Source organism: Pelagibius litoralis (assembly GCF_011683915.1).
Taxonomy (GTDB): Bacteria; Pseudomonadota; Alphaproteobacteria; order Kiloniellales; family Kiloniellaceae; genus Pelagibius; species Pelagibius litoralis.
Genome location: NZ_JAAQPH010000006.1, coordinates 226,281 through 243,130 on the forward strand (window position 1 = coordinate 226,281; position 16,850 = coordinate 243,130).

The 16,850-nt window shown below is 64.4% G+C and carries 19 protein-coding genes; 10 read left to right on the forward strand and 9 right to left on the reverse strand.

Annotated elements, in window-relative coordinates; translation table 11 throughout:
• Nucleotides 1-126 precede the first annotated feature (126 nt).
• Nucleotides 127-1,023 (forward strand): transcriptional regulator GcvA, encoded by an 897-nt coding sequence (locus HBA54_RS10120; protein WP_167224046.1) that lies wholly within the window; start codon nt 127-129, stop codon nt 1,021-1,023.
• Here HBA54_RS10120 and HBA54_RS10125 read toward each other — a convergent pair.
• Complete coding sequence (locus HBA54_RS10125; RefSeq protein ID WP_167224048.1) at nt 989-1,771, reverse strand: DUF1194 domain-containing protein; 783 nt, start codon at nt 1,769-1,771, stop codon at nt 989-991. The genes HBA54_RS10120 and HBA54_RS10125 overlap by 35 nt on opposite strands.
• 290 nt (nt 1,772-2,061) lie before the next feature.
• Between HBA54_RS10125 and HBA54_RS10130 the strand changes: the two genes are divergently transcribed.
• Nucleotides 2,062-2,853, forward strand: a complete 792-nt coding sequence (locus HBA54_RS10130; protein WP_167224050.1) for an RgsD C-terminal domain-containing protein — start codon at nt 2,062-2,064, stop codon at nt 2,851-2,853.
• A gap of 291 nt (nt 2,854-3,144) precedes the next feature.
• Here HBA54_RS10130 and HBA54_RS10135 read toward each other — a convergent pair whose 3' ends face one another.
• The 6 genes from HBA54_RS10135 to HBA54_RS10160 form a co-directional block, all read right to left on the reverse strand.
• Complete coding sequence (locus HBA54_RS10135) at nt 3,145-3,372, reverse strand: hypothetical protein (protein WP_167224052.1); 228 nt, start codon at nt 3,370-3,372, stop codon at nt 3,145-3,147.
• 185 nt (nt 3,373-3,557) lie between these two features.
• On the reverse strand, nt 3,558-5,105 hold the full coding sequence (locus tag HBA54_RS10140) for a TRAP transporter large permease (protein ID WP_167224200.1): 1,548 nt from the start codon (nt 5,103-5,105) through the stop codon (nt 3,558-3,560).
• On the reverse strand, nt 5,105-5,614 hold the full coding sequence (locus HBA54_RS10145; protein WP_167224054.1) for a TRAP transporter small permease subunit: 510 nt from the start codon (nt 5,612-5,614) through the stop codon (nt 5,105-5,107). Before HBA54_RS10145 ends, HBA54_RS10140 begins: the two co-directional genes overlap by 1 nt.
• A gap of 183 nt (nt 5,615-5,797) precedes the next feature.
• Complete coding sequence (locus HBA54_RS10150) at nt 5,798-6,892, reverse strand: TRAP transporter substrate-binding protein (protein WP_167224057.1); 1,095 nt, start codon at nt 6,890-6,892, stop codon at nt 5,798-5,800.
• Between the two features lie 62 nt (nt 6,893-6,954).
• Nucleotides 6,955-8,637: a urocanate hydratase gene (gene hutU, locus HBA54_RS10155; protein WP_167224059.1), complete on the reverse strand. Its 1,683-nt coding sequence runs from the start codon at nt 8,635-8,637 to the stop codon at nt 6,955-6,957.
• A gap of 84 nt (nt 8,638-8,721) precedes the next feature.
• The gene (locus HBA54_RS10160) at nt 8,722-9,216 is read right to left on the reverse strand and encodes a hypothetical protein (protein ID WP_167224061.1); all 495 of its coding nucleotides are present in this window, start codon (nt 9,214-9,216) and stop codon (nt 8,722-8,724) included.
• 164 nt (nt 9,217-9,380) lie between these two features.
• Between HBA54_RS10160 and HBA54_RS10165 the strand changes: the two genes are divergently transcribed.
• The 4 genes from HBA54_RS10165 (at nt 9,381) to HBA54_RS30045 (ending at nt 11,311) form a co-directional block, all read left to right on the forward strand.
• The gene (locus tag HBA54_RS10165) at nt 9,381-10,193 is read left to right on the forward strand and encodes a formylglycine-generating enzyme family protein (protein WP_167224063.1); all 813 of its coding nucleotides are present in this window, start codon (nt 9,381-9,383) and stop codon (nt 10,191-10,193) included.
• A gap of 73 nt (nt 10,194-10,266) precedes the next feature.
• Nucleotides 10,267-10,560, forward strand: coding sequence for a putative quinol monooxygenase (locus HBA54_RS10170; protein WP_167224064.1), 294 nt, complete (start codon nt 10,267-10,269; stop codon nt 10,558-10,560).
• 13 nt (nt 10,561-10,573) lie between these two features.
• Nucleotides 10,574-11,011, forward strand: coding sequence for a MarR family transcriptional regulator (locus HBA54_RS10175; protein ID WP_167224065.1), 438 nt, complete (start codon nt 10,574-10,576; stop codon nt 11,009-11,011).
• Nucleotides 11,012-11,053: 42 nt separating this feature from the next.
• Entirely contained in the window at nt 11,054-11,311 is a 258-nt protein-coding gene (locus HBA54_RS30045) for a hypothetical protein (protein ID WP_496196542.1), read from the forward strand.
• Here the strand turns inward: HBA54_RS30045 and hutC are convergent.
• Nucleotides 11,229-11,981 (reverse strand): histidine utilization transcriptional repressor HutC, encoded by a 753-nt coding sequence (gene hutC / locus HBA54_RS10180; protein ID WP_167224066.1) that lies wholly within the window; start codon nt 11,979-11,981, stop codon nt 11,229-11,231. The two genes, HBA54_RS30045 and hutC, sit on opposite strands and share 83 nt — an antisense overlap.
• Nucleotides 11,982-12,146: 165 nt before the next feature.
• Between hutC and hutG the strand changes: the two genes are divergently transcribed.
• Nucleotides 12,147-12,956, forward strand: a complete 810-nt coding sequence (gene hutG / locus HBA54_RS10185) for an N-formylglutamate deformylase (protein WP_167224067.1) — start codon at nt 12,147-12,149, stop codon at nt 12,954-12,956.
• A gap of 51 nt (nt 12,957-13,007) precedes the next feature.
• Nucleotides 13,008-13,397 carry a VOC family protein gene (locus tag HBA54_RS10190; RefSeq protein ID WP_167224068.1) on the forward strand — a complete coding sequence of 130 codons (390 nt, stop codon included), beginning with the start codon at nt 13,008-13,010 and terminating at the stop codon, nt 13,395-13,397.
• Nucleotides 13,398-13,563: 166 nt separating this feature from the next.
• Here HBA54_RS10190 and hutI read toward each other — a convergent pair whose 3' ends face one another.
• Nucleotides 13,564-14,796, reverse strand: a complete 1,233-nt coding sequence (hutI, locus tag HBA54_RS10195) for an imidazolonepropionase (protein WP_167224069.1) — start codon at nt 14,794-14,796, stop codon at nt 13,564-13,566.
• Between the two features lie 135 nt (nt 14,797-14,931).
• Here hutI and HBA54_RS10200 point away from each other — a divergent pair, with 135 nt between their 5' ends.
• Both HBA54_RS10200 and HBA54_RS10205 read left to right on the forward strand, forming a co-directional pair.
• Nucleotides 14,932-16,323 (forward strand): formimidoylglutamate deiminase, encoded by a 1,392-nt coding sequence (locus HBA54_RS10200; protein ID WP_167224070.1) that lies wholly within the window; start codon nt 14,932-14,934, stop codon nt 16,321-16,323.
• A gap of 145 nt (nt 16,324-16,468) precedes the next feature.
• Nucleotides 16,469-16,807 carry a hypothetical protein gene (locus HBA54_RS10205; RefSeq protein WP_167224071.1) on the forward strand — a complete coding sequence of 113 codons (339 nt, stop codon included), beginning with the start codon at nt 16,469-16,471 and terminating at the stop codon, nt 16,805-16,807.
• The last annotated feature ends 43 nt before the right edge of the window (nt 16,808-16,850 follow it).

The following is a 16,850-nucleotide window of genomic DNA, read 5'->3' on the forward strand; positions in this document are numbered from 1 at the left end:
TGATATGGAGTTTTCTGTCGTCTACTTACTTGATTTCTTCTGTATATCAATAAAATATAGATTACTCAGAATTCGACAACTGACACTTTCTCATCCAATGCATTAATTTATCTAAGGTATAGGTCGGTGAAGGAACTGCCTCCCCTGAACGCGCTGCGGGCCTTTGAGGCCGGTGCCCGGCATCTCAGTTTCACCAAGGCGGCGGAGGAACTGCATGTTACCCAGGCGGCGGTGAGCCATCAGGTAAAGGCGCTGGAAACCCATCTTGGGTTTCCGCTGTTCAAGCGTCTGATCCGCAGGCTGATCCTGACCGATCAGGGCAGGGCACTCTATCCGGTGGTAAACGAGAGCTTCGGGCGTATTGCAGAGGTTGCCGGCAAGCTGCGGCACGATGGTGAGTCGCGCATACTGACCGTTTCGATCACGCCGGCCTTTGGGGCGAAGTGGCTGATCCATCACCTGCCGCGATTTTGGGCGCAGCACCCGGAGATCGATCTGCGGATCCATCACTCCATCCAGACGACCGATCTGCGCCACGACGATGTCGACGTTGCGATACGCTTTGGCGCCGGCCGCTGGGAGGGTCTGATTTCGGAATTTCTTCTGAGGGTCGACTACATTCCGGTCTGCAGCCCCGCACTTTTAGACGGCAAGAATGCGCTGCGGCGGCCAAGCGATCTTCGTCATCATACGCTGCTGCACGAGGACGACCACGACGGCTGGATTCAATGGCTGGCTGTTGCCGGGGTGACCGACATCGATCCGCGCCGCGGCCCCATCATCGACGATGCGACGGTCATTCTGCATGCCGCGGCGGAAGGTCAGGGTGTCGCCCTGGGGCGGACCTCGCTGATCGCCGAAGACCTGGAGACGGGCCGCCTGGTGAAGCCCTTCGACCTCACGGTCCTGAGTGACCTGGCCTATCACCTGGTCTATCTGCCCGGGGCCCTGGAGAGCCCGAAGGTGAAAGCTTTTCGCGACTTTCTGGTCACCGCCGCTCACGTAGAACCGGCTGACGTTTAGGCGGGATGCTGCTGTTCGCTTGCGCGCTAAGCCCTGTGCCTGGTGCCGCCGCGATGGGGGCACCGGTGATTTCAAAGTAGATCTTGCGCTGCATCGCCTCGGCAAAGTCTTCGAAATTGTCGGCTGTCATCAGGAAGCTTCCGGGGCCGCCGACGACCCAGGCCGCATAGTAGTCAGTGAGGTTCGGTTCTTCGTTCAGAATTGCCAGGCCATTGACGGTGATACCGGCCTGGTTCGCCAGGGCCCGGGCCAGCGCCGGTGATTCGCCCTCGTTGGCGCGGCCGTCGCCGGAGACGTCGATCGCCTTGCGTTCGCCCTCAAAGTCATTCCGCCGGATCGCCCGAATGGCTTCGAGCATGGCTGTGTTCATCCCGGTGGCGCCGCCCTTGATCTGGCGTTCGCTGCGGCGCACCAGTTGGGCAAACCAGAGGGCATCCTCAGCGCTGGCGATATGGGTCCAACCGATGGTCAGGCTCTGGGCATGGACGCTGGACCATTGCAGCAGGCTGACGGCGATACCCTGCGGCCGGCTGTCTTCGATGGCGGCCAGAACGGCCGGATCTTCAAAGGCGCTGGCGATCCCCAGCATCTGAAGGCGAAATTCCTGTTCGGTGACGCTCGACGAGCAGTCGACCGCCAGCAACAGCTCGAGGCGAACGCTTTGCGGTTCCGCCGCTGCGGCCGATACCCGGAAGCAGAAGAAGACAATCAGCCAGGCGGAGAAGACGGGCGTTGCAAGACTCGGCATTGCAACAGTCTAGCCGCGGTCTTCTGCCGCCGATAGCGCAACCTTTGCGACGAACCGAAGCTGGCATCTTTGCGCAGAAGGTTCACCAGTCCTGCAGGCGCGCTGCCGGGGATTTGTGACAACTCGGCGCAAACGTTCATCGCTTTTAAACGGAGAGGGCGGCATAGTGCTTTTCTTCGGATCTGGGTGACGAAAGAGGGTCAACGACCATGCCTGCCGCTAGGCTTTTCCCACGACATCTTTTTTCCTTGCTGATCTGCGGGCTCCTGACAGGGGCCCCCGGTATTGCGATGCTCGATGCTGCGGCTGCCGATACCAAGGCCCAGCAGGTAACCCTGCAGGTGGTGATCGCCGAAGGCGCCAAGCCGATGCGCGAATCCGTCACCTTCAATATCGCGCGTGTCGCGCCGGGCGGGCGGCTGGAGCCGGTGGATACGAAGATCGGCGCGCCGCTCAAAATCGCTCTGCCGCAGGGGCGTTACCAAGTCGAGGCAAGCTACGGCGATACCTCGGTGACCTCGACCTTCGACGTCGCCGGCAAGGCTTTGACCCATCGGATATCGTTGAATGCGGGCTGGGCGCACCTGCGGGTCATTCCGCACCGGGGGGCCTTGCCACTGACGTCGGCGATCGATTGGGAAGTCCTGACCTATGGCCGCGACGCGACCGGCCAGCGTCACCGGGTGGCCGCTGTGAAGAGCCCCAACCCGCGGGTGGTGTTGCCGGCCGGTCACTATGTGGTCCAGGCGAAGACGCGTGATTCCCTGGCGAAACACACCATTGAGATCACGGCCGGCCATACCTATAAGTACACCCTGGACCTGAACGCTGGCGCGGTCGCCTTTTCGGCGGTGCGTGGCGGCGGCGGCCCGACGATCGAGGAGACCGTGGACTGGCAGGTCTTCAAGGCAAGCGATGCGTCGCTCAGCAAACCCGTGACCACACGCAGTGCCGCCAGTGGACGCTTCTGGCTGCGCGAAGGGCGCTACATCGTGCTGGCTCGGCAAGGCCAGTGGAACGGCCGGGCCAACTTCGAAGTGCGCTCGGGCAATGAGCGCAGTATTTCCGTCGAGTTGAAGTAGGCGCGTGAAGAGTCTGCGCTATAGCGTTTTCGACTGACGTCGAATCGGTTCCAGCCCACTCCCCCTCCCGGCCACCCATAGGATACTGGCGTTGGGTGGCCGGGAGGGGGAGTGGGCCGGTGCCGTCAAACTGTGAAAGACCCTAGAGCAGATCCCGGTCGGATGGAATCGCCGAAGGCGATCCCCTGGGATATCTGGCGACCGGGTGAATCTGCTCTAACTGTTTGATGTTGATCGGATTCACATGTTTTGGCGCAACCACAAAGTGGTTCCGTCAAAACATGATCCGATCTAGTCGAGCTTGCGCAGCTGCTCGGCGGTGTCCTTGCGCCACTCCGCTTCTTTTTGCACCGCTTCCAGGGTGACCGGCTGACCGTTGTTCGGATTGGTCAGTACTTTGTCCTGCGGGTCTTCCCCGGAGATCCAGGCCAGGGTGCTCTGGCCTTCGTTGGTCTGGCTGATGGCGACAACTGCCACCAGGGCGGCGATAGCGCCGGCAATGGCGATCTTGCGATTCATGATGTTACCCCACTCCCTCATGGACACCTGCGAAACAGGCGTTCTCCCGATGCCAGGATAATTGGGGGTGCTCAGCCACATTGCACATGACATTTCTGTGATTTTGAACGATTCCAGAAAGAGGCCGAGAATTCAGAAAAGGCTAATAAATCTTTGGTCGAACGGCTACTGCCGGGAAATCTTTTCTAGAACAGCAGCTTGGGCAGTACCGTCGCAAGCGGCTGCCACAACCAGAGGAGCAGCATGCCGAAAAGCTGCAGCAGGATGAAAGGCAGGACGCCCAGGTAAATCTGGCCGGTGGTGACCTCTTTCGGGGCCGCGCCGCGCAGGTAGAACAGCGAAAACCCGAAGGGCGGGGTCAGGAAGGAGGTCTGCAGGTTGATGGCGATCAGGATCGACAGCCAGACCGGATCGTGCCCCATGAGGATCAGCACCGGCGCCACCAACGGCAGCAGGATGACCGAGATCTCGACGAAATCGAGGAAGAAGCCCAAAACGAAAATAAGGGCCATGACGAAGAGCAGGGCGCCGTCGGCGCCGCCGGGCATGGCGGCGATGATCTCTTCGACATGGGCATCGCCGCCCAGGCCGCGGAACACCAGCGAGAAAACGCTGGCGGTGAGGATGGTGGCGAAGATCATCGCCGTGACCGTCATGGTGCTGGTCATCACCGGTTTCAGGATCTCGGCACGCCAGGCCCGCCGCAGCGCCTGGCCGACGGCGGCCAGAGCCACGGCCACCAGCACCATTGCAAAGACGCCCAGCAGCCAGTCGAGTGCGCCGGTATCGGCGCGTTGCAGACGCACCGGTGCGAGACGGGCGAGAATGCCGAGGCCCAGCAGCGCCGCGCCCCCGGCATAGATCAGGTGCGGTGAGCCGCCCTGTCGCAGGGCGGCCAGCATCAGCGCGCCGACAGCGCCGACCGAGGCCGCTTCGGTGGGGGTGGCGACACCGCCCAGGATAGAGCCGAGCACCGCGACGATGAGAACTACCGGCGGGATCAGGGCACCGAAAACCCTGCTGCGCGACGGCTGCTCTTCGGGCTGAACCAGCGCCGGAGCATCGGTCGGAGACAGCCAGGCCTTGGCCAGCATGTAGGCGATGTAGATGGCCACCAGCAGCAGGCCGGGCAGCAGGGCCGCGGCGAAGGTCTGGCCGACGGAGATGGTGTCGATGGTGAACAGGCCCTGGCGGAACTGGGCCTGCTGATAGGCGTTCGACATGACGTCGGAGAGGATGATCAGCAGGGTCGAGGGCGGAATGATCTGGCCCAGGGTGCCGGCGGTACAGACCACGCCGGAGGCAAGGCGCGGGTTGTAGCCGTTGCGCAGCATGGTGGGCAGAGCGATCATGCCCATGGCCACCACGGTGGCGCCGACGATGCCGGTGGAGGCGGCCAGCAGCGCGCCGACCAGGATCACCGAAACGCCGAGGCCGCCGCGCAGACTGCCGAAGAGGCGCCCCATGGTTTCCAGCAGGTCTTCGGCGATGCGGCTCTGCTGCAGCACCACGCCCATGAAGACGAAAAGCGGAATGGCGATCAGCACGTTGTTGGTCAGCAGGCCGAAGATACGTTGGGAAAGCGCGCCCAGCAGCCCGACATCGAAGACGCCGAAGGCCCAGCCCAGCGCGGCAAAGATCACCGCGACGCCGGTCAGCGTGAAGGCCACGGGATAGCCGAGCAGGATGGCGCCGATCAGCACCGCGAACATCAGCAGGTCGAGGTATTCGATCACGCCGATTTCCGTTTCTCGAGAAGGGACAGCAGGTCACGCAGCATCCCGGCCAGGCCCTGCACGATCAGCAGGATGCAGAAGGCCGGGATCAGGGACTTGAGCAGGAAGGAAGCGGGTATGCCGCCGACCGAGATCGGCCCCTCCAGCACCGCCCAGGAATTGCGCACCGACGGCCAGGTGAACCACAGCAGCATCAGCAGGGAGGGCAGCAGGAAACCAAGGGCGGCGGCCAGGTCAATGACCGCGCGGCCGCGCTTTGCAAAGCGGCTGTAGAAGATATCGACGCGCACATGGGCATCGGCCAGCAGGGTGTAGCCGGCGCCCAGCATGAAAAGGGCGGCATGCATGTAGAGCACGCCCTCGTTCAGGAAGATGAAGGAGATGCCGAAGACGTAGCGCAGCAGCACCACGGCGAACTGTAACAGCACCATCAGCAAGGCGAACCAGCGCACGCCCATGCCGACAGTATGGTTCACGGCATCGAGCCGGGCGATCCAAAGCTGCATGGTTGGTTTCCCCGAAGCGCCGAATTAGTGACGCAATGGTCCCTGATCATTCTCCGCCGTCATGCTCGGGCTTGTCCCGAGCATCCATGGTTCAGCCGCCTCGCCACGGCGTCATGGACCCTCGGAACAAGCCCGAGGGTGACGGAAGGAGAATGACTGCAACAACGTCGTTGCGCCAGCCTGCTAGTATTTATAGTCGAGTGCGCGGGCGTTCATCTGCCCGTTGTCGGCGTAGACCATGTAGTCGGCGATCGAAGAGCGGTAGGCGAGGAAACTCTCGACGGTCCGTTTCACCAGTTCGTCGTCGTCCTCCCGCAACTCGGTCATCACTTCGCCGGCGGCGTTGCCCATGGCGACGATGACGCTCTCCGGCAGCATCTTCACCTGCACGCCTTGCTCGGCCACCAGCTTCTGCAGAGCGGCGGCATGCTTGGTGGTGTACTCGGTCCAGACCGGGTTGTAGAGCGACTCGCAGGCCAGGGCGACCGCCTGCTTCAGGTCGTCGGGCAGGGCGTTGTAGGCTTCCAGGTTGACGCCGCATTCCTCCGCCGAAGAGGGCTCACCCACGCCGGGCCAGTAGTAGTTCTTGGCGACCTGATAGAAGCCGAGGGCGGAATCGGTCCAGGGGCCGATGAACTCGCCGGCGTCCAGCGCGCCGGACTGCAACGCCTGGAACATGTCGCGCCCGCCCATGGCCTGCACCGCCATGCCGAGCTTGGCGCACATCTCAGAGGCCAGGCCGGTGGTGCGATAGCGCAGGCCCTTCAGGTCGTCGACCGAGTTGATGTCCTTGCTGAACCAGCCGGCCCACTGCGGCCCGGAGTTGCCGCAGAGGAAGGGCTTCAGGCCGAAGCGTCCGTACATTTCGTCGTAAAGCGCCTGGCCGCCGCCGTGGGTCAGCCAGCCGACCTGCTCGTCGGCGCGCAGGCCGAAGGGCTGGGAGCCGAACAGCAGGATGCCCTTGGACTTGGAACCCCAGTAGGCAGGGACGGCGTGATAGAGCTCGGCGGTGCCTTCGGAAACCGCGTCGAAGACGCCGCGACCGGGAACCAGTTCACCGGCGGCAAACAGCTTCACCTCGATGCGACCGCCGGAGAGGGCGGTGATGCGGTCGGCCAGCAACTGTGCGGCGACGCCCGGTCCGGGCAGGTTTTTCGGCCAGGCCGTGACCATCTTCCACTGCATCTTGCCTTGCGCGATGGCCGGGGCGGCCAGAGCGGAACTCGCAGCGACCGCGGCACCGGCGCCGCCGGCTTTCAAAAATGCACGTCTCTTCATGTCTCGTCTCCCAAGTTAGCAACCCAAAAAGCTTTGTTTTAGTTTCCCTTAGGACCGTCGCCTCAGTCCAGCATCGGCAGGTTGAGTCCCTGCTCTCTGGCACAGTCTTTTGCGATTTCGTAGCCGGCATCGGCGTGGCGCATGACGCCGGTGGCCGGATCGTTGTGCAGCACCCGGGCGATGCGCCGGGCCGCGGCTTCGGTGCCGTCGCAGACGATCACCATGCCGGAGTGTTGCGAGTAGCCCATGCCGACCCCGCCGCCGTGATGCAGCGACACCCAGGTGGCGCCGCTGGCGGTGTTCAGCAAGGCGTTCAGCAGCGGCCAGTCGGAGACGGCGTCGGAGCCGTCCAGCATGCCCTCGGTCTCCCGGTTGGGGCTGGCGACGGAGCCGGAGTCCAGGTGATCGCGGCCGATGACGATAGGTGCGGAGAGCTCGCTGCTGGCGACCATCTCGTTGAAGGCGAGGCCCAGCTTGGCGCGCTGGCCCAGGCCGACCCAGCAGATCCGCGCCGGCAGGCCCTGGAACTGAATGCGCTCACGCGCCATGTCCAGCCAGTTGTGCAGATGGGTGTCGTCGGGGATCAGTTCTTTTACCTTGGCGTCGGTCTTGTAGATGTCCTTCGGGTCGCCTGACAGCGCGGCCCAGCGGAAGGGTCCGATGCCGCGGCAGAAGAGGGGGCGGATGTAGGCCGGCACAAAACCGGGGAAGTCGAAGGCATGCTCGACGCCCATATCCTGGGCCATCTGGCGGATGTTGTTGCCGTAGTCGAAGGTGGGGACGCCCTGGGCATGGAAGTCCAGCATGGCGCGCACCTGCACGGCCATGGATTCCTTGGCCGCCTGCACCACGGCGTCGGGATTCCTGGTCTTCTCGTCCTCCCAGCGCTGCAAGGTCCAACCCGCCGGCAGGTAGCCGTTCAGCGGATCGTGGGCGGAGGTCTGGTCGGTTACGGCATCGGGCCGGATGCCCTGCTCCACCATCTCCGGAAAAATCTCTGCGGCGTTGCCGAGCAGCCCGACGGAGACGGCTTCGTCTTTGGCCTTGGCGTCCTCGATGATCGCCATCGCTTCTTCCAGGGTTGCGGCCTGACGGTCGAGGTAGCCGGTCTTCAGGCGCATCTCGATACGGCTGGGCTGGCATTCGACCGCCAGCATGGAGGCGCCGGCCATGGTCGCCGCCAGCGGCTGGGCGCCGCCCATGCCACCCAGGCCGCCGGTCAAAATCCAGCGGCCCTTCAGGTCGCCGCCATAGTGCTGGCGCCCGACCTCGACGAAGGTCTCGTAGGTGCCCTGCACGATGCCCTGGCTGCCGATGTAGATCCAGGATCCGGCGGTCATCTGGCCGTACATCATGAGCCCGGCCTTATCGAGCTCGTTGAAGTGTTCCCAGTCGGCCCAGTGCGGCACCAGGTTGGAATTGGCGATCAGCACCCGCGGCGCATCGGCATGGGTTGGGAAGATGCCGACCGGCTTGCCGGACTGCACCAGCAGGGTCTCGTCGTCGTTCAGGTTCTGCAGGCAGGAAACGATGGTGTCGAAGGACTTCCAGTCCCGTGCCGCCCGGCCGATACCGCCGTAGACCACAAGCTCTTCCGGCTTCTCCGCCACCTCCGGGTCGAGGTTGTTCATCAGCATGCGAAGCGGCGCTTCGGTCAGCCAGGACTTGGCGGAGAGTTCCGCGCCATGGGGGCTGCGGATGACGCGGGCGTTGTCACGCCTTGAGTTGGTGGGAGTATCGGACATGGCAGGCAAACTCCGGATCTGGACCGAAGTTGTATATACAACTTTCGCCGGAGAGTCGACGGGGAAGGGCAGGCGCGCTCCGGCCTAGCCGCTCCGCCCGCAACTGCGCGCGAGGATCGGGACCCATTCTTCACCCAGGTCGGCTTCCCAGAGGGCGTCGAAGCGGTCGTTGCCGGTGAAGCGGAATTCTTCGCGCACCGGCCCGCCGCTGGCGAGGACGTGGCGCATCTCGCCCTCAAGCTTTATGCGCTCGGCGGTTTCCTCCACCAGTTTCATCTCCACCGTGGCGTCGTAGGAGAGGACCCGGCGCAGGGCGAGCGGCGTCGAACCGTCGTCCAGCCAGACGTCGAGCAGGGTGGCGCCGTTGTCCTCGGTGATCTCGCCGATCAGCCAGCCGTTGCTGAGGCGGTAGTTCAGGGTCATGGCGATGGCGGCGTCGTTTTCCTGGGCCTGACAGGACCACTGGCCGACCAGCCTTTCCGCCAGCGGTGCGGCCTCGGCTTTGGCCCATGGATTGCCCAGGAACAGGGCGGCCGCGAGGACCGGGATGGCGGACTGAAGGAGGGTTCCGGGTCGCACGATCAGGGCTCCAAGTGACGGTTCATCGGCGACTCAGCTTCAGTCTTGTAGGGTTTTCAGGCGGGGGCGTCCAGTGATCCTGCGGAAATCGTTGCCCGGACCGCACTCAAACGTGATTGGCGCCGGTCACCTTGCAATGGTGGACTTTGCCGATGCGCTGTCTCTTGCAAAAAATCTCTCCGGTGGCGGCCTTGGCGATCTTGATGCTGTCCGGCAATGCAACAGCAGCCGATCCCGGACTTGACCTGGTCGCCATTCCCGGCGGCAGTTTCGTGACCGGTGACGCGGGCGGCGATGCCAACGAGGTGCGGCGGCGCGTTAGCGTTGCGCCCTTCAGCCTGATGCGGCGTGAAGTGACCAATGCCCAGTTCGCCGCCTTCGCCGCGCTGAAGAACCATAGGACGGAGGCTGAATTGCGGGGCAGCGGCTATGTCTGGACAGACCGCTGGCGGTTGGCCGCTGGGGCCGACTGGCGGCGTCCACAGGGTCAGGGTTCTTCCATCGACGGCCTGGACGCGCATCCTGTGGTGCAGGTCTCCGTCCGCGATGCCGAAGCTTTCTGCGCCCACCACGGCCTGCGTCTGCCCAGCGAAAACGAGTGGGCCTTCGCCGCCCGGGGGCCGCAGTCGCTGCGCTACGCCTGGGGCGACGTCCCGCCGGTGCAGGACGGCAAACAGCTTGTCGCCAACTTCGGGACCGAGCCCTGCTGCGCAGCGGATGACAGCGACGGCTATGCGCGCACGGCCCCGGTCGGCAGCTATCCCGCCGGGCGCTCGCCCTTCGCGCTCGACGACATGGCCGGCAATGTCTGGGAGTGGACGGCCAGCCCGTTTCCCGGCAAGCCGGCGGAGCGGGTGATCCGCGGCGGCGGCTGGGGCAACAACCCCTACTGTCTGCGCGCCGCCTACCGCCACGGCAACCCGCCGGACATCAGCCTGGACATGGTCGGCTTTCGCTGCGCTGGGCCGCCAAGCTAAGGGCGGCAAAAACGACTTGAAGGTAAGGTTCTTTTGTTTATATAGTTATCATGATAACTAAATGGAGCCCGTCATGCCGGAAACCTTTTCTCTCTTCGCCCGGATCGTCCCGAAGCCCGAGCACCTTGAAGATGCCCGCCAGGCGATTCAGGAGATCATCCCGGCGACGCGCCGGGAAGCGGGCTGCCGCGAATTCGTTCTGCACGAGGCCCGCGACGGCGCCGGGCACCTCTTCCTCTATGAGACCTGGGACGACGATGCGGCGTTGGAGGCGCACTACGCTCAGCCTTACACGCTGTCGGTTTTCGAGCGTTATCGGGACTGGCTGGCCGAACCGGTGCAGATCACCAAGCTGACGCGGCTGTGAGGGCGGCCTCTCTATGTTTTTCCTGAAAGACCTGCCGACCCAGGACATGCTGCGGGGTTATCAGGCACGCTTTACCGAGATGGATGCGCCGACGGTAGAGGCGGCCCTGAAGCTGCTACGCCGGGCCAGCCTTTTGCTGCGCGCTCTTGAGACTTACTTCGCCGAGCACGGTCTCTCTCAGACGCGCTTTTTGATCCTGGTTCTGCTGGACCGCGACCCGACGGTGGACGGCCTCTCGGCGACGGAGATTTCGGAGAAGCTGGATATCTCCAAGCCCATCGTCACCAACACGCTGAAGGCCCTGGCCCGCGAAGGTTTTATCCGGGTCACCGACAACGAGGAAGACCGCCGGGCCCGTTGGATCACTTTGACCCGCAAGGGCCGGGCGAGACTGCAGGCGCTGTTGCCGGGCTATTTCGAAACGATCCAGACCTTCATGGCCGAAGACTGAGCGAACGCGGGTTATGCCAAGGTGAACAAGCGTCTGGTCTTCATGCTCGCGGTCTGGGTCTGCGTCTATCCGCTGGTCACCCTGCTGCTGTCCGCTTTGGAATGGCTCGGCCTGCAGCTTCCCCTGGCCCTGCAAACCCTGTTGCTGACCGCCGTTGTGGTGCCCGCCATGGTGTTTGTTGTTGTCCCGGGCGTTTCGCGGTTTGTTGGCGGGCCCGTTAGTCCCGGTCCCGGTCTTCCGCCGAAAAGCGCCCGCCCAGGCGGTAGCGGTCGCCGGGGTGGAGCAGGCGGGCCCAGGTGACCGGTCGCTTGCCGGACCAGGTGTGGCGGCGCAGCAGCAGGCAGGGGGTGCCGGCGTCGATCTCCAGCAGGCGCCGTTCCTCATCGCTGGGCAGCACCGCCATCACCATGTGCTCGGCTTCGCTTAAGGGAGCGGCCTGCATCAGATAGTGGTTGGGTGTGATCCTGGTGAAGTCCTGGTCCATGTAGGCCGGTGCCGCCGCCGGGCTGACGTAGCGGTCTTCCAACTGGATCGGCTGGCCGTTTTCCCGGTGAACGATGATAGAATGAAACAGCGTGTCGCCGCGTTTCAGGCCTAGCAGCTTGGCCTCGAAGGCGCGGGCCTTCTCGCGGCGCAGCAGGCAGATCTCGGCGCTGTGGTCGTGGCCACGCGCGCGAATCTCGTCGGCGATGTTGTGGATCGAGAGGATTTCGGACTGCGGCTTGGTCTGCGCCACAAAGGTGCCGGCGCCCTGGACCCGGTCCAGCCAGCCTTCGCCGGTCAGCTCCCGCAGGGCGCGGTTCACCGTCATCCGGCTGACGCCCTGTTCGCGGGTCAGTTCGTTCTCCGAAGGCACGCGCCCGCCCTCCGGCCAGTCACCCGCCAGGATGCGGCTGACGATGTAGTCCTTCACCTGCTGATAGAGGGGCGGGTCGTCCTGCGCGGTGGGGGCGGGGGTGGAAGGGGCCATAGGGTAGGGTGGTTTCCTGGGTTGGGTTTGCTTGCGGCCTGAACTGTTCCAAGCAACTGCCTTTGCCTGCCATGAGACAAGCTTTACGGCAGAAACTTGTATATACAAGATGGGGTGTTCTGGCCAGCCTGACGCCGCTTGCGCCGGCCCTCAAAAGGATCGTCGATGGACCTCTTTGAATTTTCACAAGGCTCCCTGCCGCTGCTGGTTTCCATGCCTCACAGCGGCACCCACATTCCGCCCGAACTGGCGGCGCGGATGACCGAAGAGGGTCTGGCGGTGCCGGATACGGATTGGCATATCCCCCGGCTCTACGACTTTCTCGGAGATCTCGACGTCTCGGTCATCCGGGCGACCCATTCGCGTTACGTCGCCGACCTGAACCGTGCGCCGGACGGTGCGGCGCTCTACGCCGGGGCCGACAATACGGAACTCTGCCCGATCTCGACCTTCGGCCGCCGGCCGATCTATCGCGACGGGCAGGCGCCGGCGGAAGCGGAGGTGGCGCAGCGGCGGTCGGATTACTGGCAGCCCTATCACGACCGCATCGCCGCTGCGTTGGCAACGATGAAAGAGCGTCACGGCATCGCCCTGCTGTGGGATGCCCATTCGATCCGCAGCGAGGTGCCGCGCTTCTTCGAGGGGCGCCTGCCGGATCTCAACCTGGGTACGGCGGAGGGGGCGGCGGCGGCCCCGGACCTGCTGGGTATCCTAACGGCGGTGGCCCGCGAGGCCGAGGCGATCGGTTACAGCCATGCCGCCAACGGGCGCTTCAAGGGCGGCTACATCACGCGCCAATATGGCAAGCCCGACGCCGGTATTCACGCGGTGCAGTTGGAGCTTTCCTGGATCACCTACATGGACGAGGATCCGCCCTTTGCTTTCCGTGAAGACTTGGCGGCCAAGGTGCGCCCGGTGCTCTCCGGCCTCGTTCAGACCATGCTGGCCTGGGCGGAGATGGAGGTGGATCTCTGAGTCGAAGTCGCCGACAGTGTTGTGAGCAATGGCGAACAGGGGGAGGCACCGATGGCGAAGGTTCTGGGACTTGGCGGTCTGTTCATGGCTTGCGCCGATCCGGAGGCGACGAAGGCCTGGTATGCTCGGGTGCTGGGGCTTCAGGCGAACGACTACGGCGGTTTCGATTTCCTTCAGCAACAGGCGGTGGAAGCCTTTCCGGGCGCGGCGCGCACCGTCTTCGCGCCCTTCGACGCCAAGAGCGATTACTTCGCCCCCTCGACGCTGCCCTTCATGTTGAACCTGATGGTCGACGACCTCGACGGCATGTTGGCGCGTGCCAAGGCCGGGGGAGTCGAGCCGGTCCAGCCCGGCGAGGACTACGACTACGGCCGTTTCGCCTGGCTGATGGACCCGGACGGCCGCAAAGTCGAACTCTGGGAGCCGGTCAGTCAAGGCTAGCGCGAAGAAAGAATCCCCCTCACCCTCCCGCTACGCGGGAAGCCCCCTCACCCCGACCCTCTCCCACGAGGGGAGAGGGGGAACCCAAAAAAGGGTCGCTGTCGTTCCCTCTCCCCTTGTGGGAGAGGGAGGGGCCCGCGTTAGCGGGAGGGTGAGGGGAGTTTCGTCAGCCGCCCTGAACGACCTTCCCGTCCTTCACCACCTGATGGCAGGGGTTGAAGCCGATGCGGTAGGCGAGCTCGGCCGGGTGATCGATATCCCAGAGCACGAAGTCGGCGGCCTTACCGGTTTCCAGGGTGCCGTGGCTGTCCTGCAGGCCGAGGGCGCGGGCGCCGTTGCGGGTGATTCCGGCCAAGGCCTCCTCCGGTGTCAGGCGGAACAGGGTGCAGGCCATATTCAGCATCAGCAGCAGTGAGGTGGCCGGGGCCGAACCCGGGTTGCAGTCGCTGGCCAGCGCGATGGGCACTCTGGCCTGGCGGAAAACCTCCACCGGCGGCTGTTGGGTTTCGCGCAGGAAGTAAAACGCGCCGGGCAGCAGCACCGCAACCGCGCCGCTGGCGGCCATGGCGCGCACGCCCTCGTCGCTGGTGTATTCCAGATGATCGGCGGAGAGTGCGCCGAAGCGGGCGGCAAGCGCGGCGCCCTTGAGGTCGGAGAGTTGATCGGCGTGCAGTTTCACAGGCAGGCCGGCGGCCCGGGCCGCCTCGAAGACGCGGGCCACCTGTTCCGGGTAAAAGGCGATGTGCTCGCAAAACGCGTCGACGGCATCGGCCAGGCCGGAGGCGGCGACCTCCGGCATCATGGCGATCACGGCATCGATATAGTCTTCCGGCCGGCCGTCGAATTCCGGCGGCAGCGCGTGGGCGCCCAGGAAGGTGGTCTTCACCGTCAGCGCTTCGTTCGCGCCCAGGCGCCGGGCAACGCGCAGCATCTTCAACTCGTGTTCCAGCGACAGGCCGTAACCGGACTTGATCTCGATGGTCGTCACCCCCTCGGCCAGGAAGGCGCGCAGGCGGGGCAGGGCGGCGTTGTAGAGGGTCTCCTCGTCGGCTTCGCGGGTCTGGGCGACGGTGAAGCGGATGCCGCCGCCGGCCCGCGCGATTTCCTCGTAGGAAGCCCCCTCCAGGCGCAGTTCGAACTCCCGCGCCCGATCGCCGCCATAGACCAGATGGGTGTGACAGTCGATCAGGCCGGGGGTGATCCAGCGGCCCGCGCAGTCGTGTACCGCGCCGGCCAGATCCGCCGGCGCGCCGGGCAGCGCGCTTTGCGGCCCCAGCCAGGCAATCCTGCCGCCGGCCACGGCAAGCGCCGCCGCTTCGACGGCGCCGTAAGGTTTGGCGTGCGCCGGGTCGGCCACCATGGTGGCCAGGCGCGCGCCGGTCCAGAGCTCATCCCACATGAGTGCCGTTTCCCCTGTTCACGACGTCGCCATTGCAGCGCCACTGCGGCGTCAGTTGTATATACAACCTGCTTGGCTTACGCTCGGCTCTCCCAACACGCAAGCGCAAGTCGCCTCTTCTCATAGCAGGACATCATGACGAGCCATAAGCTTTTTGCAGAGCAGGCCTTTCTTTCAGACGGCTGGGCGGAAAATGTGCTGCTGGAGGTTGATGCGCGGGGTGACCTTCGTCAGGTGACGCGAGATGCCGCGGCGGGCGACGCCACGCGGCTGGCCGGGCCGGTGCTGCCCGGCATGGCGAACCTGCACAGCCATGCCTTCCAGCGGGCCATGGCGGGCCTGGCCGAACATGTGGAGCCGGGCGGAGCAGGCGACGATTCCTTCTGGACCTGGCGGGAGGTAATGTACCGCTTCGTCGGCACCCTGACCCCCGAACAGGTGCAGGCCATCGCCGCCCAGCTCTATGTCGAGATGCTGAAGTCCGGCTACACGGCGGTCGGTGAATTTCACTATCTGCATCATGGCCCTGATGGGCAGCCTTACGACGATATCGCAGAGATGTCGCACCGGACCATCGCGGCGGCCAAGGCCACCGGGATCGGCATTACCCAGCTTCCGGTGCTCTATGGTTACGGCGGTTTCGGAGCTCAGCAAGCCGGTGAAGGGCAGCGGCGTTTTCTCAATAATCCCAATCGCTTGTTGGGCATTGTTGAGGCGCTTAAGATATCGCATGAGGGCGATCCTCAGATTCGGGTCGGTCTGGCGCCGCACTCCCTGCGGGCGGTTACGCTTGAGACATTGGATGAAGCGGTGACGGGCCTGACTGCACTCGATCCCGGGGCGCCGATCCATCTCCATATCGCCGAGCAGGTGAAGGAGGTGGAGGATTGTCTGGCCTGGTCCGGCAGGCGCCCGGTCGAATGGCTGCTGGAGAACCGCCCGCCCGACCGCCGCTGGTGTCTGGTGCATGCGACCCACATGAGTGCGGCAGAGACGAAGGGGTTGGCGGCCTCCGGCGCGGTCGTCGGGCTCTGTCCGACGACGGAGGCAAACCTGGGCGACGGCCTGTTCCCGGCGGCAGACTTTCTGGATGCCGGCGGCGCCTGGGGCATCGGTTCCGACAGCCACATCTCGGTCAGCCCTGTGGAGGAACTGCGCTGGTTCGAGTACGGCCAGCGCCTTGCCACCCGGCGGCGCAACGTGCTGGCGGGAGAGGGCGCGGCTGCCGCGCTCGGCCACCGCCTCTACAGCGAAGCGCTCGCCGGCGGCGCCCAGGCCCTCGGCCGTCCCATCGGCGCACTGGAGGCGGGCCGCCGCGCCGACCTCGTGGTCCTCGACCCGGCGACGCCGGCACTCTCGCAGATGCCCGTCGAGCGCCTGCTCGACGCGACGATCTTCGCCGGCAACTGCAATCCCGTGCGCGACGTCATGGTCGGCGGCGACTGGGTCGTCTGCGAAGGGTCGCACAGGGACGAGCGCAAGGTGCTGGAAAACTACCGCGTCGTATTGAAGTCGCTGCTGTCCTAGATCGGATCATGTTTTGACGGAACCACTTCGTAGTTGCGCCAAAACATGTGAATCCGATCGCCATCAAACAGTTAGAGCAGATTCACCCGGTCGATGGATCGCCTCCGACGATTCCATCCGACCGGGATCTGCTCTAGGAAGAGCTTTGATTAATACAACAAAGCCTCTCACCCGCTGGCCCAATGATGAGATTGCGGCGCTTCTGGGCGATGCCGTCGAAAAACGGGACCTCACGACGGCGGTTGTGAAAGATCTGATCCGCCAGGGCCGGCTGCGCTTCGTCGTCGCCGACGTTGGCCATCCGTTGCAGGCCATACCGCTCGGAGACTGCTACGACTTTTGGAAGCGCGATGTCGCGGACCATCTTTGCGATAAGCCGGAGGGCTGCTCCCTGGGCGGCTTCCGGGGCGCCTACTTCTATGTTGCCTCTGAATGGGATGATGGTTCCGCTGTGCCTTTGGTTCTGCTGATCAAGTATCACTGATGGCGGCGGGCGGCTTGGTTCATGCGTAGGAGGAGAGGTGACT